This is a genomic window from Sphaerisporangium sp. NPDC005288, from assembly GCF_040607475.1.
In the GTDB taxonomy this organism is placed as follows: domain Bacteria; phylum Actinomycetota; class Actinomycetes; order Streptosporangiales; family Streptosporangiaceae; genus Sphaerisporangium; species Sphaerisporangium rhizosphaerae.
Window position 1 is genome coordinate 1 of sequence record NZ_JBEXGT010000017.1, and the last position, 15,073, is coordinate 15,073.

Annotated in this window: 9 protein-coding genes; 6 read left to right on the forward strand and 3 right to left on the reverse strand. The window is 70.8% G+C overall.

Translation table 11 applies throughout. The annotated features are described in order from the left end of the window. Together ABZU32_RS17655 and ABZU32_RS17660 are read right to left on the reverse strand one after the other, a co-directional pair. Nucleotides 1-4,185: putative Ig domain-containing protein (locus ABZU32_RS17655; protein ID WP_354923347.1), on the reverse strand; the 4,185-nt coding region annotated here is incomplete at its 3' end. Beyond that, complete coding sequence (locus ABZU32_RS17660) at nt 4,178-5,161, reverse strand: hypothetical protein (protein ID WP_354923349.1); 984 nt, start codon at nt 5,159-5,161, stop codon at nt 4,178-4,180. The genes ABZU32_RS17655 and ABZU32_RS17660, both read right to left, overlap by 8 nt. Before the next feature lie 293 nt (nt 5,162-5,454). Here ABZU32_RS17660 and ABZU32_RS17665 point away from each other — a divergent pair, with 293 nt between their 5' ends. After that, nucleotides 5,455-6,189: a hypothetical protein gene (locus tag ABZU32_RS17665; protein ID WP_354923352.1), complete on the forward strand. Its 735-nt coding sequence runs from the start codon at nt 5,455-5,457 to the stop codon at nt 6,187-6,189. Nucleotides 6,190-6,228: 39 nt separating this feature from the next. Here the strand turns inward: ABZU32_RS17665 and ABZU32_RS17670 are convergent, their stop codons facing one another. Continuing rightward, nucleotides 6,229-7,662, reverse strand: coding sequence for an MFS transporter (locus tag ABZU32_RS17670; RefSeq protein ID WP_354923355.1), 1,434 nt, complete (start codon nt 7,660-7,662; stop codon nt 6,229-6,231). A gap of 216 nt (nt 7,663-7,878) precedes the next feature. Here ABZU32_RS17670 and ABZU32_RS17675 point away from each other — a divergent pair, with 216 nt between their 5' ends. The 5 genes from ABZU32_RS17675 to ABZU32_RS17695 all read left to right on the forward strand — a co-directional run bounded on the left by ABZU32_RS17675 (nt 7,879) and on the right by ABZU32_RS17695 (nt 15,067). Continuing rightward, nucleotides 7,879-8,457, forward strand: coding sequence for a helix-turn-helix domain-containing protein (locus ABZU32_RS17675; RefSeq protein WP_354923358.1), 579 nt, complete (start codon nt 7,879-7,881; stop codon nt 8,455-8,457). A gap of 788 nt (nt 8,458-9,245) precedes the next feature. Beyond that, complete coding sequence (locus ABZU32_RS17680; RefSeq protein WP_354923361.1) at nt 9,246-10,991, forward strand: hypothetical protein; 1,746 nt, start codon at nt 9,246-9,248, stop codon at nt 10,989-10,991. Continuing rightward, nucleotides 10,982-11,311 carry a hypothetical protein gene (locus ABZU32_RS17685; protein WP_354923364.1) on the forward strand — a complete coding sequence of 110 codons (330 nt, stop codon included), beginning with the start codon at nt 10,982-10,984 and terminating at the stop codon, nt 11,309-11,311. Before ABZU32_RS17680 ends, ABZU32_RS17685 begins: the two co-directional genes overlap by 10 nt. A gap of 37 nt (nt 11,312-11,348) precedes the next feature. Beyond that, on the forward strand, nt 11,349-13,916 hold the full coding sequence (locus ABZU32_RS17690; protein WP_354923367.1) for an ATP-binding protein: 2,568 nt from the start codon (nt 11,349-11,351) through the stop codon (nt 13,914-13,916). Beyond that, a complete protein-coding gene (locus ABZU32_RS17695; protein ID WP_354923370.1) occupies nt 13,913-15,067 on the forward strand; it encodes a hypothetical protein in 1,155 nt (384 codons plus the stop codon). The genes ABZU32_RS17690 and ABZU32_RS17695 overlap by 4 nt, the downstream gene beginning before the upstream one ends. Nucleotides 15,068-15,073: the final 6 nt, after the last annotated feature.

The window sequence follows — 15,073 nt, forward strand, 5'->3', positions numbered from 1 at the left end:
GGTGTAGGCGGTGGGGCCGGTGTTGGCCACCGTGACGGTGTAGGTCACCGTCCCGCCCGGAGTGACGGTGCTGACGTTCGTGCTCTTGGTGATGGTCAACTGCGGGACCAGCACCGTCACCGTGGTGGCGCACCCGGGGTCGGAGCTCCCGGCCGGGCAGGTGTTGCCCGGGGTGGTGGAGGTGACCAGGCTGGTGACGGTCCCACTCCCGGTGTAGGGATTGTTGACCGTGATCGAGGCGGTCGCGGTCACGCTCTGCCCGACCGCCAGGTCACCGGTCCAGGTCACCGTCCCATCAGGGTTGAACGTCAGATTGCCCGACGTCGCCACCGCGTCCCCGTTGTAACTCACCCCGTCGGCCCCCGGCAGCGCGAAGGTGAAGTTCGCATCGGTGTACGCCGTCTGCCCGGTGTTGGTGGCGGTCACCGTGTAATGCACCACCCCCGTCGGCGTCGTCGTCGACACGTCCGTCGCCGAGGTGAAGGCGAGCCGGGGAATCAGCGCGGTCACCGACGTCGCGCACCGGGTGTCGGACCCGCCGGTCGGGCAGTTGCTCCCCGCGCTGGAGGACGTCACCGCGTTGACCAGCGTCTTGTCCCCCGCGTCCGGCGTGTTCACCCGCACCGAATAGGTGATGGTCGCCGATCCGCCCGCGGCCAGGGCGCCGGTCCACGTCATCGCCGGACTGGTGAACGTCACCGTGCCGCTGGTCGCCGAGGCGTCGCCGTTGTACGTCGCGTCGTCCAGCACCCCCGCCAGCGCGTCGCTGAACGTCGCCGCCGCGTACGCCGTCTGCCCCGCGTTGGTCACCGTCACCGTGTACCGCACCGTGCCACCAGGAGTCGTCGTCGCGACGTCGGCGGTCTTCGCGATGGTCAGCGCGAGCAGGCGGACCGTCGCGCGGCAGCGCGCGTCCGTGCTGCCGGAGGTGCAGTTGTTGCCGAGCGTCGCGGAGGTGACGGTGTTGGCCATCGTCCCGTTGCCCGACCCGGCGGGGCCGACGGTCACCGAGTAGGTGATCGTGGCGGTGGCGCCGCCGGCCAGGTCACCGGTCCAGGTCACGTTCGGGCTGGTGAAACCGGCCGTGCCGGAGCTGGCCGTGACGTCAGCGTTGTAGGTGGCGTCGTCGAGCACGTCCGTCAGCGGGTCGGTGAAGGCGACACCGGTGAAGGCGGCCGCGCTGGTGTTGGCCACCGTGATCGTGTAGTGGACGACCGTCCCGGGGGCCGCCGAGGAGGTGTCGGCGGTCTTGGTGACGACCAGCGGCCCGGCTCCGACGACCAGTGAGGCGGCCCGGGTGTCGCTCTGGCCGTTGGCGTCGACGACCCTGACCGTGAACGGGTAGCTCCCGGCCGCGGTCGGCGTGCCCGACAGCAGACCCGTACTCGGGTTCAGCGTCAGCCCCGGCGGCAGGCTCCCCGCGCTCACCGACCACGTGTACGGCGCGGTACCGCCGCTCACGGTGAGCTGGACGCTGTAGGCGACGCCCACCTGCCCCGCGGGCGGCGGCGGGAAGGTCAGCGTCGGCGAGGCGATGATCACCACGGTCGCGGCGCGCGTGTCGCTCTGCCCGGAGGCGTCGACGATCCGCACGGTGAAGGGGAAGCTTCCGGCCGCGGTCGGCGTGCCCGACAGCAGACCCGTACTCGGGTTCAGCGTCAGCCCCGGCGGCAGGCTCCCCGCGCTCACCGACCAGGTGACGGGCGCGGTGCCCCCGGTCATCGTGAGCTGGACGCTGTAGGCGACGCCCACCTGCCCCGACGGGGGCGGCGGGAAGGTCAGGGACGGGTTGGCGTTCGGCGTCACCGCCGTGGAGCGCGCCGAGGCGGGGCCGGGACCGGCGGCGTTCACGGCGGTGACCGTGAAGGTGTAGGCGGTGCCCGCCGTCAGCCCGGTGACCGTCTGGGTGGTGCCGGTGCCGGAGAAGCTCTGCGGCGTCTGCGCCACGTTCCCGATGTACGGCGTGACGATGTAGCCGGTGATCGGGCTGCTGCCGTTGGAGGGCGCCGTCCAGGTGAGCGTCGCCGACAGGTCCCCGGCCGTGACCGAGTTGATCGTCGGCTGGCCGGGCACGGTGTAGGGCACCACGGCGTTGGACTGGGCGCTCGCGCCGCCGGTGCCGACGGCGTTGACCGCCGTGACCGTGAAGGTGTACGACGCCCCGGCCGTCAGCCCGGTCAGCGTCCGGGTCGTGGTGGAGGCGTCGTAGGTCACCGGGGTCTGGGCGACGCCGTTGCGGTACGGCGTCACGATGTACTGGGTGATGGGGCTGCCGTTGGCGGCCGGCGCCGTCCAGGTGACCGTGGCGCTGGTGACGCCCGCGGTGGCCGTGGGCGCTGACGCCGTCCCCGGCACCGAGGTGTAGACGTAGTTCGCCGCGCCCGCGACGCCGTCGCTCACCACCGTGACCGTCACTGTGGCGGCCGACGACCGGGACGGCATCGAGTTGATCGTGAGCGTGCCGTTCCCGTTGTCGGTGAAGCATCCCGCCGCCGGCCCGGAGGCGCAGGGCAGCAGCACGACCGGAGTGCCCGCCTGCTGCTCGGCGGCGGTGCCGATCTCGATCGCGTTCGCGCCCAGGAGGTTGGCGCCGCTGACCGTGACGGTGCCGCCGCCCGAGATCGTCCCGCTGGTCGAGGAGAGCGTGATGCCGGAGGGCGCCGCCGGGATCGTCCCCGCCGTCGTGGTGGTGGCGATGGCCGGGTTGGCGTCGTTGGAGGACGCCGTGACCGTGGAGGACGACTGGATCAGCGCGGGGGTCACACTGCCGCCGGTGACGATGCCGACCACGGTGATCTCGGGCAGCGTCGACCCGGCCGCGAACGGGGTGTTACCGTTCGTGCAGGTGATCTTCTGCCCGGACGGCGCGCCGCAGACCCAGCCGGAGCCGAACGCCCCGACCGGGACCACCCCTGCGGGCAGCGTCTCGGTCACCGAGATCGGGGAGGTCTCGCTGCTGCCCGAGGCGGAGACCCCGGCCGTGACGGTGTAGGTCACCGGGCCGCCCGGCTGCGGCGACGAGCCGTTGTAGCTGGTCTGGGCGACGGTCAGCCCGGGGACGGGGTTGAAGCTCACCACCTTGGCGGTGTCGATCTCGTGGAAGTCGGTCACCGAGCCGGTGGAGCCCACCCAGCCGAACGCGAGCTGGCGGGGGATGCCGTTGGCGTTGAGCCAGGACGCGGACGGATACAGCGTCGAGGAGACCGTGGGGAGCGTCCCCTGCAGGGTCCGCTGGGTGCCGCCGACCGGGGTGAAGGCGAGCTTGTAGGTGCCTGCGGGCACCGACAGCCCCGACGCGGTGGTGAAGGTGGCCGTCGTGGGGTTGATCGCCACCTCGACCGGGATCAGCGAAGCGGCGCGGGTGGAGGCCCGTAGCGTGAGCGCCGAGGAGGAGGTCGTGGTGGCGGTGCTGTTGACCGCGCAGTAGCCGACGGTCCCGGCGCCCGGCCCGCGGACCACCACCTGTCCCGGCACCCTGCCGCCGGTCGTGCTGATGTACGGCGGGTCGGTGCAGCCGCTGCCCTCGTAGACGCTGTTGCTGAAGTTGCCGAACACGTCGAAGCCGACGCCGAGGTAGGCGTTGGCCAGGCCGGCGAGGTTGCCCTGCTTGGTGGAGGAGTAGCCGAGCGCGCCGCCGGGCTGGCCGATGTTCGCGGGCGGCAGCGGGTTGGCCGGGTCCACGGCCGCCGCCACGAAGGTCATGCCGTCGGCCCCGGTGCCCCCGTACTGGTACATGTTGAAGGTCACGTCCAGGCCCTGGGAGGTGGGGACGCTGACCGCGCCGAACAGGCCGCCCTCCTGAAACGTCGAGGTGTTGGTGAACCGCAGCGCCCCGAGCCCGTTGGCGTCGGTGTTGGTCGTGCACGAGCGCAGGCCGGTGCCGGAGTTGCCGCGCGCGCTCAGGCACGCCGCGTTGCTGGTCGAGGTCGACGGCACCGCCGGCAGGTAGACGGGGTAGGTCGCGTCGATCGTGGAGTTCTTGAACGACTGCTCGAACAGCGTCGTGCCGGCCGCGTTGGCGAACCGGGGCGCGAGGCCGCCCGCGCCGCTCAGCGTGGAGGCGACCAGGAAAACGAACGTGACGCGGGCGACGGCGCGGCGGAGGGCGGCCGCCCGCCGGGCCGGGACGCGGCGGGTCCCCCGCGAGCCCGCCGGGACGGCCCCGGAGACGGGGGGTCTATGCATCGGTGCCGTCCTCGGTGGCGTTGAGCGCCGCCGCGGCGGCCAGGACCTTGGCGCGGTAACGGCGCCGCGCGTACCAGACCAGCAGCGCCAGCAGCGCGGCCAGGCCGAGCGCGACCGCCAACAGGTGCACAGGGAAGACGAGGATCCGGGTGGTGGCCGTGCGCCGGGTGCCGTCGCCCGCGGGGACCGACACGGTGGCGTGGCACACGCACATGAGCGGCGGGTTCCAGCGGGTGGCGACCTCGCGGACCGAGCCGCGCAGGACGGTGAAGTCGGGGAAGGTCAGATCGTCCCCGCCGACACGGACGTGCAGCCGGCCGCGGCCCCGGAAGTCGCGGTGGACGGTGCCGACGTCGCGGATCCTCGTGCTGATGGGCACCGGGCCGCCGGTGACGAACTCGGGGGCGCGCACCCCGTCGATCTCGACGGTCCGGTCGACCGGACCGGGGACGGCGATGAGGACGGGCGCGGCGATCGCGCGGTTGACCCGGATGTTGGTCCTGGTGGTGGTGGCCGGGACCCTGAAGATCACGGCGAGATGGTGGTCGCCCGGTTCCGGAGCCGCCGGGACGGCGATGCGGACGGCCACCCTGCGGGTCTGACCGGCCTCCACGCGAAAGCGCCCGGGACGGACCCCGACCCACGCCGCCGCCGCGTAGGGCGCGTGACGGTCGAATCGCAGCGTCCCCCGCTCGTCGGCGACGAAGTCGGCCTTCTCGACGGTCACCACGAAGGAGAGCGTTCCTCTGTTGGTCACCTCGAAGTGCTGGACGGCGGAGACGCCGCCGGCCGGGACGACGAGCCGCGTCGGGCTCACCTGCAGCGAGAACCCGGGCTTCGGCCTGGCCGCCGCGACGGCGGCCGAGCCGGACGCTCCCAGGGCCAGGATGCCCACGACCGCGACCAGCCTCGGCCCGAGCCGGCCGGTCGCGGCGCCCCCGTCCCCGACCTCCCGGCGGCACTCAACCAGCCTCATCCACGCCATCCCCGGTCACGCTTAGTGATCATTGCGGGAAGTATCGGAATGATCACAGACAGTGTCAAGGATGAGAGTCCCGGCGATCAGGTGTCTCCGTGCCTGCCGGGCGATCCGTACGGCTGCCCCATTTATCATCCGCTACGGCTTAAATCGTATATATGCCGTTTACCGGATGCCGCGCCGTCGCCGTAATCACGTGATATCCAGGGGAAATGGGGAAAAGCAAGATAGGGCGTACATGGCACATCTGTAGGCAATGAACGAATTTATGATGCTAATCGGGGGAAATCATGGGTGGTCGGCTCGCGTCAACCGCGCTCGGGTTCGAGATGGCGATCATGGTCGTCCTGGCCACGCCCATGGCGGCGTTCGCGGCGTCTCCAGCCCTCTCTCCGGCCCCCTCTCCGGGCCCCTCTCCGGGCCCCTCTCCGGCGGCGTCGGACGGTGACCGCCGGAGCGGGTCGAACCGGGAGATCCCCGGCAGGGCGGAGTACGAGCTCGGCTCGATCGAGGTGGCGGTGCGCGTGCTGCCGCCCAGCGGCGCGCCGACCCCCTGGCCCACCGTGCCCGGCCCCGGCGGCGGAGGCGGGGCGCCCGGCGGCGATCCCGGGGACACCGGCGCCGGGACACCGACGGCGACGGCCGGCGAGTCCGGCGACCGCGAGGCATACGGGGACGAACGGGCCCGGGACACCTCCGGCATGGACGTCGCGACGATCGACGGCTCCGAACTGACCTCGATCGAGATCGGCGAGGCCGGCGGCGCCCGGCACCGGTCGAGGCGCGCGGAAGAGCGGGCGGCGACGCCCGAGCGAGCTCAGGGCGGCGCCCCGGCCCCCGCCCCCGCGCCCGCCCCGCTTCCCGCCCCCGCGCCCGCACGATCCGGCGGCCTGCCCTTCACCGGCGCGGACACCCGGGTCCTGGGCATCGCGGCGGCGGGCGGCGTGGCCGCCGTGATCGCCGGAGCCGCCGTCCTCCGGCTCTCCTCCCGGCGGAGAAGGACGCAGCGCCCGGGCCGCGACTGAGCCGCCGCGACGGAAGGGCGCCGGCCGGTCGTCAGGCGGTCATCGGGCGGAGGCCTCGCTGAGCGCCTCCCGCCGCTCCAGCCCGTGCGCGGCGGCGCGGCGGCGGGCGGAGGGCACGATCAGGGCCACCGCGAGGGTGGCCGCCGCGCAGATGGTGAGCAGCATGAAGGCCGAGGTGAAACCGGACTCCTGGGGCAGCCCGTCCGGACGGGGGTCGGAGATGATGACGGCGCCGATGACGGCGGCGCCGATCGAGCCGCCGATGGTGCGGATGTTGGTGTTCATGCCGCTCGCGATCCCGGTCTGGCGCGCCGGCACGTTCTGCACGATCAGGCTGGTCATCGCGGAGTAGGCGAGGCCGATGCCGACACCGAAGACGCCTTCGGCCACCGCGATCTGCCAGGGCCGGTCGTGGAAGGCGGCCAGTGCCGCGCTGGCGACCAGGCAGAAGACCGAGCCCCACACGAGTTGGGCCTTGACCCCGAGGAACGGCGCGATGGGGCCGCTGAGGTAGCCGGCGAGCGCCATCGTGACCAGCATGGGCAGCGTGAGCAGCCCGGCCTGGGTGACGCTGGAGCCGAACCCGTAACCGGTGGTCGACGGAATCTGCAGGAACATCGGGACGAAGGCGACGACCGAGAACATGCCGGCGCCGAACAACAGGGCCACCAGGTTGGCGGTCCACACGACCGGTAGGCGCATCAGGCGCATGTCCACCAGCGGATCGCGCGAGCGCGTCTCGACGGCGATCCACGCCGCGAAGGCGAGCACGGCCACGGCGAGCGGCGTCACGACACGGGCCGAGCCCCACCCCCAGGACGAGGCCTTGCTCAGCGGGACCAGCAGCGCCACCAGCCAGGTCGACAGCAGCGTGGCGGCCGGCCAGTCGACGCGGCCGGGCGTGCGGACGGGGGACTCCGGGACGTACCTGTGGGCGAGGACCGCGGTCGCGAGCACGATGACCATCGGGATCCAGAACAGCCAGCGCCAGCTCAGGGCCTGGACGATCGGCCCGGCGAGCACGGTGCCGAGCCCGCCGCCGACCGCGATGACGGCCGACAGCCTGCCGACGGCCGAGGGCACCCGCTCGGGCGGGAACTCGTCGCGGATGATCCCGAAGGAGGCGGGGAACACCGCTCCCCCGAGGCCCTGGATGACCCGGCCGGCGATGAGGACGGCGATGTTGGGGGCCAGCGCGGCGACCGCGTCTCCGGCCGCGATGGCGCCGAGCGCGACGAGCAGCGTGCGCTCCTTGCCGATCATGTCGCCGATGCGGCCGAGGAGCGGGGTGGCGACCGAGGCCGACAGCAGCCAGGCGATCAGCACCCAGGTGACGGTGCTCTGCGTGGTGCGCAAGTCGTGCTGGATGGTGGGGAGCACCGGGCTGACCAGGGACTGCAGCATCGCGAACGAGGCCGCGGCCGCCGACAGGACGCCGAAGGTCAGCCGTGGAGATGAGGTTGTGCCAGCCATGAAGGTCCTTCGATGATCAGGGTGCGGCGCGGCAGGGCACGCCGGCGGGTACGGGGGGCCGTTGTCGCGTCACGCGGGCGGCACGCCGATCTGTTAAAGTCGAGGGGTGCCTCCACAAAGGTGGAGGTTCGCCTCCGAGCAGAAGCGGAGGCACCCCTCCACCATAACGGAGGCATGCCTCCGCTACAACCAGGACCCCGGGCGGAAGGCGCAGACGTGAGCGAGCAGGCATCCGAGCCGCCCCGCGTCGCGGTGCGGCGCCCGCATCGCGCCGACGCGCGCCGCAACTTCGACGCGCTGCTCGACGCCGCCCGTGACGCGTTCGCCGAGCACGGCGCCGGAGCGTCGCTGGAGGACATCGCGCGCCGCGCGGGAGTCGGCATCGGAACGCTGTACCGCAACTTCCCCACCCGACAGGACCTGTTCGACAGCGTCTACGTCGGCGAGATCGAGAAGCTGTGCGACGCCGCGCGCGACGCCGCCGACCTCCCCGCCTGGGAGGCCCTGGTCGCCTGGCTGCGTCACTTCGTGTCCTACATGGCCACCAAGCGGGCCCTGTACGAGTCGCTCAACCGCGACTCCGAGATGTTCCGCTCCTGCCGCGTCGCGATGTACGCCGCCGCCGAGCCGCTGCTCGCGCGCGCCCAGCAGAGCGGCGCGGCCCGCGCGGACGCCTCCTTCGACGACGTGCTCCGCCTGGTCAGCGGCATCACCTCGGCCGCCTTCGTCGACGACGAGCAGCGCGAGCGGGTCCTCGGCTTCGCCCTCGACGGCCTGCGCACCGGCCCCGCCTGACGACGGGCGTACTCACCGGCCCGCCTGGCGACGGCGTACCGACCGGACTCGTCGGGAAACCACCCCGAGTGCTTCTCGAGCTCTTCGAGGAAGACCTTCAGCGCGCCTCGCCCCTTGGCGTCGGGGAACAGCAGGTCCGCGTCGATCCCGTTGGTGTGCGTCAGGAGGTTCCTGATGCACTCGCGGGGACATGACTCCGGAAAGCAGAACCCGCAAAAGGACTTTTGCGAAATATCCAGAAAATGGTGATTCAAGACACCGGTACCGATTCACTGCCAAGACGGCCGTCACGATCAGGCATACATGCCCGTCCGAAATGGCATGTCGCGATTTCGGCACGTCCTCCGGTACTCCACACCCTGATCGCCCGCGTCTATTCGTTGAATCGCCGAAGATCCGCTGAGGCGGCGCCGAAGAAAGGCAGGATCATGGACCTGGCCGCACTTCTCAGCGCGGCTGTCTTGGGTTTGGCGGCCCTCGCGGTGGCCGCCGAAATCGCCCGCCGGTCACTGCGCCGCCGCCGTCGGCGTGAGGACGGGGGATACCCCACTGCCGGGGGGCGAGCGGATCGTTCGCCGCCCTCCCCGCCCCCACCCACACCTCACCGCACGACCACCCCACCCGCGACGCTCCCGGGACCCATACCGCCCTCCTCGCCCCCGCAGGGCCCGCCCCCGGGCGATTGGCCCCCGCAGGGCCCGCCACCACGACACGCCTCCCCGCCCCCACCGCTCCCGCGGCGCAGCCCGGCCTCCCCGCCTCCGCCCCGGGCCGCCGGCGGGCGTCATGTGAACGCCTACGTGGCCCGGGAGGGCTCCGAGGCGCCGGTCGGGGAGCCGCTGGCCCCCGGGGCCGACTACGAGGTCGTGTGCAACGTCGGCGCGCCTGATCCGCGCGGTCTGCTCACGCCGGAGACCGGCTCGGCGTTCCCCGGCGAGATGCTGCCGACCGACGCTCCCGAACTCCAGGCCGTCCTGTACGTCCGCGGCGCGCCGGCGGGCCGGCCCGTCCCCCTCCGGGTGCCGGCGCGCGGCGACAGCCCCTGGGTGCGGCTGCCCCTCCCCCGGCGGCCCGCCGGGACCGCCGTCTACGCGGAGCTGACGCTCTACTACGGCGTCGTCGCCGTCCACGTCACGGCCATCACGGTCCCGGTCGGGGGCCCGCCCGGCCGCGGCGGCCCGACCGCGAAGGCCCTCTACGCGCTGGCGCGGTCGTTCACCGGTCTCGGCCGCCTGGCGTCGCGCCGGGTGAGCGTCCTGGTCTCCGGTGAGCCCACCTCGCCGGCGCTGCAGGTCAACGGCATGAGCTTCGCGCCCAACAGCATCTCGATCGAGGCCAAGGCGGTCGACGACGCCGTCTTCGCAGCCCGCAGGCATCTCTACCGGATGCAGTTCGACGACGGGCCGGTCAGCCGTTACTCCGGCTCCTACGGCAAGTCCAACGACGCTCTGGTGGCCGACCTCCGCGTCCTCGCCAATCTCGGCGTCCGGTTGTACGACAACCTGTTCCCCCGCCCCGACGTGTACGCCACCATGGCCGAGCTGGTCAGGATGGAGGCCGGCAGCCATGCCCGTCCCCCCATTCTGCAGGTGGTCGGTCTCGGTGAACGGCCCGCGCCAATCCCGTGGGCGGTGCTCTACGACCTTCCGCTCGGGGATGTGCCGAGCCGCTACCAGCCCTGCCGCTCCATCGCCGAGTACGGCACCGGCGCGCCCCGGCCGTCGGCGCCCGCCCGCTGCCCATACGAGGCCGACCATCGGGACGGCGACCGCTGGAGACCTGATCAGCTATGCCCCTGGGGGTTCTGGGGCCTGTCCTCCGTCATCGAGCACCCGCCGTACGTCGAAGGGCGTGACCTGGAGCTCGTGGTCCAGGACGGCGACGGCGGGCTGCCGGTGTCGGTGCTGGCAGTGGACTCCGCCGACGGTCTGGACCCGAGGCTCACCCGCCGCCACTTCGACGCCCTGACAACCCGGCTCGGAGGAGCATTCACCCGGCCGACCATCACGACCCTGGACGGGCTCTGCGCCGAGCTGGCCGGCGAGACGATGGACGTGATCTACATGTACTCCCACTGCGGCTACGACATGGCGGCCGACGGCGTGGGCTACGACCTGTACCTCCGCATGTACGGCGACATCCTGACCCCCGCCGATGTCAACCAGTGGACCCGCACGAGCGGCTGGCCGGACCCGCACTGGCCGCGCCGTCACCCGCTGGTCATCCTCAACGGCTGCCACACCACCGAGACCGTCACCGGCACCTTCAGCAGCTTCGTCAGGTCGTTCGCCAACCGTGCCCAGGCCTCTGGGGTCCTCGGCACCGAGATCACGATGGAGCAGGGGCTGGCCGGTTGGGCCATGGAGCTGTTCCTCACCGACTTCGTCCACGGGGCCACGGTCGGCGAGGCGCTGCGCGACACCCGCTGGAAGATGTTCGCCCACGGCAACCTCATGGGCCTCGCCTACACCCCCCATTGCCTGGCCGACCTGACGCTGCGCCGGGCCTCTCGCATGGAGTCGCCATGGTATTGACCATCGGAGTGGTCTGCTTCGGAGTGCTCGTCGGGTTCATCACCTGCCGGACGCTGATCCGCGCCACCGCCAGCGCCTCCATCAGCGATCTCGCCACGGTCGTCGGCGCCGTCGGCGGTGGCGCGGTCACGGTCATCGCCGAGCCGGGCACCGACCTGTTCGGCTGGTACGCCATCGCGCTCCTCGCCGGCTTCGTCGGCTACGGCGCGCTGTACGCCCTCACCCGCGGCGCGGGAAACTTCGCAGTGGTGATGGCCCAGCAGACGGTCGTGGCCGGCGGCGCCGCGACGCCCTCCCCCTTCGGCCCTCAGGCGCGCTGAGCGCCTTCGATTCTCTCCGGAGTGCAGCGTGCCCGACATGCAGTTCGATTTCGACGGTCTGATCCAGGTCATCGCGAACCACCTCTACAGCGAGAAGAAGGTCTTCATCCGCGAGCTGATCCAGAACGCCCACGACGCCATTCGCCGCCGGGCGCGGACCGATCCCGGATTCGGGCGCATCGACATCGAGACCCACCCCCAGGATCTGCGGATCACCGTCCGCGACAACGGGATCGGAATGAGCAAGGACGATCTCGTGGACTATCTGTCGAACATCGGCAAGAGTTTCACCCGGCTGCAGAAGGAAGAGACCGAAGGGCTGATCGGTGAGTTCGGCATCGGCTTCCTGTCCGCGTTCGTGGTGGCGCGCCACGTCCAGGTGCGCACCCGCAAACTCGGCGAAAACAGCGGATGGGTGTGGGAGAACGACGGCAGTAAGAGCTACCGTCTGGCCCCCTGCGACGTCAGCGTTCCCGGCACGACGGTCACCGTCCTGCTAAAGGAGATCGAAGATCGCGGCTTGATCCAGGAGTCGGAAGTCCGCGCCCTGATCCGCAAATACGCGGACATGCTGAGTGTGCCGATCCACCTCAACGGCGGGCACGACCCCGAGAACACCATGCACATGCCGTGGGAGAAGGCCGGACTGACCGCCGCCGAACTCGAGCGCGACCTGACCACGTACCTGGAACGCACGCTGGCCGATTCGGTGCTGGAGCCGATTCCCGTCCGGCTGCACACTCCGGTACGCGCCGAGGGCGTCCTTTACATCAGCCGAATCCGCCTGCTCAGCGTCGACCAGCCGCGGACGATACGCGTCTTCCAGAATCGCATGTTTCTGTGTGAGAACGCCACCGACGTACTGCCGCAATGGGCACGTTTCGTGAACGGCGTCATCAACACGCCTGACCTGACCCCCACCGCCGCGCGTGACAATTTCATCCGGGACGAGCAGGCGGATCAGCTCCGTGACACCCTCGGCGAAGTGATCATCGACCATCTCGACCGGCTGCGCCAGACCCACCCAGAGCGGTTCACCGACATCGTCCGGTACCACCGGCTCGGATTCCTCGCCGCGTGTTATTACTACGAGGCATTCTTTAGGCGGTTCGCGCACCTGCTGCTGTGGCGCACGAATGACCGGGCGATTGAGCGCGGCGACCCCACGCGTCCGGGAACGGCAGAGATGCTCCGCACCCTTCCGGAGATCATCGCCGACATCCCGCATGCCCCTGGGGAGACCGTGCGTCTTGCCTGCTTCACCACGGCCAGCACGGCCAGTCAGTACTTCGACATCGCCAACGCGGCCGGCGGCGTGGTGGTGAACGCCAGCTATCCCTACGAGTCGGAGCTGCTGGAGGCCTACACCCGCCTGCCGGACGTCCACGTGGAACTCGCCCACGTGGACCGGCAGGACGACCCGAGCTTCTTCCGCCGGCTCTCCCCGGACGAGGACTCCGACATCGTCCGGCTGGCCGAGAGCATGACCCTGCTGCTGCGCACCCCCGCGGGGGCGCCCATCCGCACCGAGTCGCGGAGGTTCAAGCCCGACGACATCGCGGCCGTCATCCGCTCCGACGCCCTGAGCAGGGCACAGCAGAAGGCCGAGGAGGTCCGGCTCGACCCGAACGTCTCCGAAACCTTGCGTCAGATAGCGGAGGAACTGCGGCAGATGACCGCCCAGCAGTCCCGGCGGCTGACCATCAACGCCAACAATCCCCTGATACGCCGCCTGGCCCGGCACGATCTGACCGATCGCCGGGTGCACGACCTGATGCTGGCGGTCTACAACAACGCGATCCTGGCCAACCAGGAGCTGATCACGTCCCAGGACGCCGCCATCTTCCATCACCAGTTCCAGGATCTGATCGGCCGAGGGCTCGACCTGCTGGACGCCGAAGGTGAGCTCCAGGCCATCCGTGATCGCCTGCGGGAGGACGAGGAACGACGTCGCGCGACGACGGGACGGCAGCCTCGCCACCGGATCTTCTTCATGATCACGCCGTTCGCCGACCACTATCGTCCGTTGGTCCAGGCCTGCCGCCGTGTCGTAGAGGAACGCTGGCATGCCCAGCTCATCGTCGCCAGCGACCAGCAGGACGACCACCGTCTGCTGGACAACGTCGAACTGCTCATGGGACAGGCGCACGCCTTCATCGCCGAGATCACCCAGGCCAACCCCAACGTGATGTTCGAGCTCGGCGCCGCCTTCACCGACCGGCACAACCGTCCCTTTGCACTGCTCCGCGAGCGCGGCGTCGACCCCGTGCTCCCTGCGGACCTGCGCGCCCTGCTGTACATCGACTACCAGATGGACGACGCGGGGCTCGAGGAGCACCTGCACCGGGAACTGCGCAAGAACACCGACATCCGATCCCTGGTCGACGACGACGGCTGGGCGCGGTACCTCTCGCCTGTACGGTTGCGGCAGCTGCTCCCCCTCGTGCTGGACGCCACCATCATCGAGCGACTCGCGGCGCGGTTCCCGACCACCGCGGACTGGGAGAGCGCCGAAACAGACCATGTGGCGGCCATCCTCGGCAAGCGTGACCAAGATCTCGCCGAACCGATCATCACTCGCGTCCTGCACTCCGGCCGGCCATGATGCAGACGCGGCGGATCAACGAACTGGAGGCGCAGGGAGACGCCGCGATGCATCGAGATCAGCTGAGGGAGGCGGCCTTCCTGTTCGAGCAGGCTCGCCGACTCGCCGCCGAGGACGGACAGGCGGCCCGCGCCTTCGGCGTCGGCGTGCGCACCGCCCGCTGCTGGATGTTCGCGGGCGACCAGGCGCGCGGGCTCGGTCTGCTGCTGGAACTGCTCACCGACATTCCGGTTTCCGCCAACGTCCGTGACATCTATGACGGAAGAATGCTGTCCTACTGGCAGCAGTTCGCCAGCACATGTCCCGACATCACCAAGATCGAGGCGATTGCGGCGGATCTCGACCGCCTGTGTATTGCGATCGGCATGTCGGACAGTCGAGACATCCCCTTTCGTACGGGATATCTACTGGGCTGGCAAGGAAGATGGCAGGAGGCGATCAGTCAATACGAGATAGCCTGGTCCAGGCGCACCGGGCATGGTATGGCGCTACGCGATGTCGCGTCCGCAGTCGCCCTCGCCGCACTGCGGATCAACCGCCGATCCGAAGCGCGACGCTGGCTCGACGCCCTCAAATCAGTGGACCACTCCCACGACGCCCGCATCCGTGCGTCGTTCGTGCGCCTCCGCATCGCCCTCTGGGACAACGATGTGCAAGATGCCCGCGCCTGCGTGCTCGAAGCGGACGATGCCATGCGGGGCGTGCAACGGGATCGCTACACAGCACAGATGACCGAGGTCATTGTGGCGGCGCTTCTGCTCGACCCGCGCTTCGGTGACCCTCTGTCCGATCTCCACCCCGCTGTCCGACGCCTGGCCGATTACCCGGCAAGTGAACACGCGAGCCTTGCCGGCGACCTCCGGTGGCGACTCATCACGGCCAGACTCCGACTCGCGGAGCTGCGGTACGCCGCCGGGATGAGACCCGCGGAGGATCTTTTCTACCGACAGCCGCAGGAACCGCGCCGCCGCGGCGCCGCACGCCTCCCCCGGGAGCTCCGGGGGCGCACGGCGGCAGCCAGGCAAGCCTGCGACGAGGCCATGGGCGCCGCTGTCGAGCTTGACCGTGCCTTCAGGTGCACCATGCGGCAGACCGAGGTGGACGGCCTGCGCCGCCGCGTCGACGAGATCGCCCGCATCCACTCCCTGTGACAGCTC

What these genes read in the sequence shown, in the direction of transcription:
- ABZU32_RS17660 (WP_354923349.1), bottom strand. Translation starts at nt 5,161, where the DNA reads ATGAGGCTGGTTGAGTGCCGCCGGGAGGTCGGGGACGGGGGCGCCGCG.
- ABZU32_RS17665 (WP_354923352.1), top strand. Translation starts at nt 5,455, where the DNA reads ATGGGTGGTCGGCTCGCGTCAACCGCGCTCGGGTTCGAGATGGCGATC.
- ABZU32_RS17670 (WP_354923355.1), bottom strand. Translation starts at nt 7,662, where the DNA reads ATGGCTGGCACAACCTCATCTCCACGGCTGACCTTCGGCGTCCTGTCG.
- ABZU32_RS17685 (WP_354923364.1), top strand. Translation starts at nt 10,982, where the DNA reads ATGGTATTGACCATCGGAGTGGTCTGCTTCGGAGTGCTCGTCGGGTTC.
- ABZU32_RS17690 (WP_354923367.1), top strand. Translation starts at nt 11,349, where the DNA reads ATGCAGTTCGATTTCGACGGTCTGATCCAGGTCATCGCGAACCACCTC.
- ABZU32_RS17695 (WP_354923370.1), top strand. Translation starts at nt 13,913, where the DNA reads ATGATGCAGACGCGGCGGATCAACGAACTGGAGGCGCAGGGAGACGCC.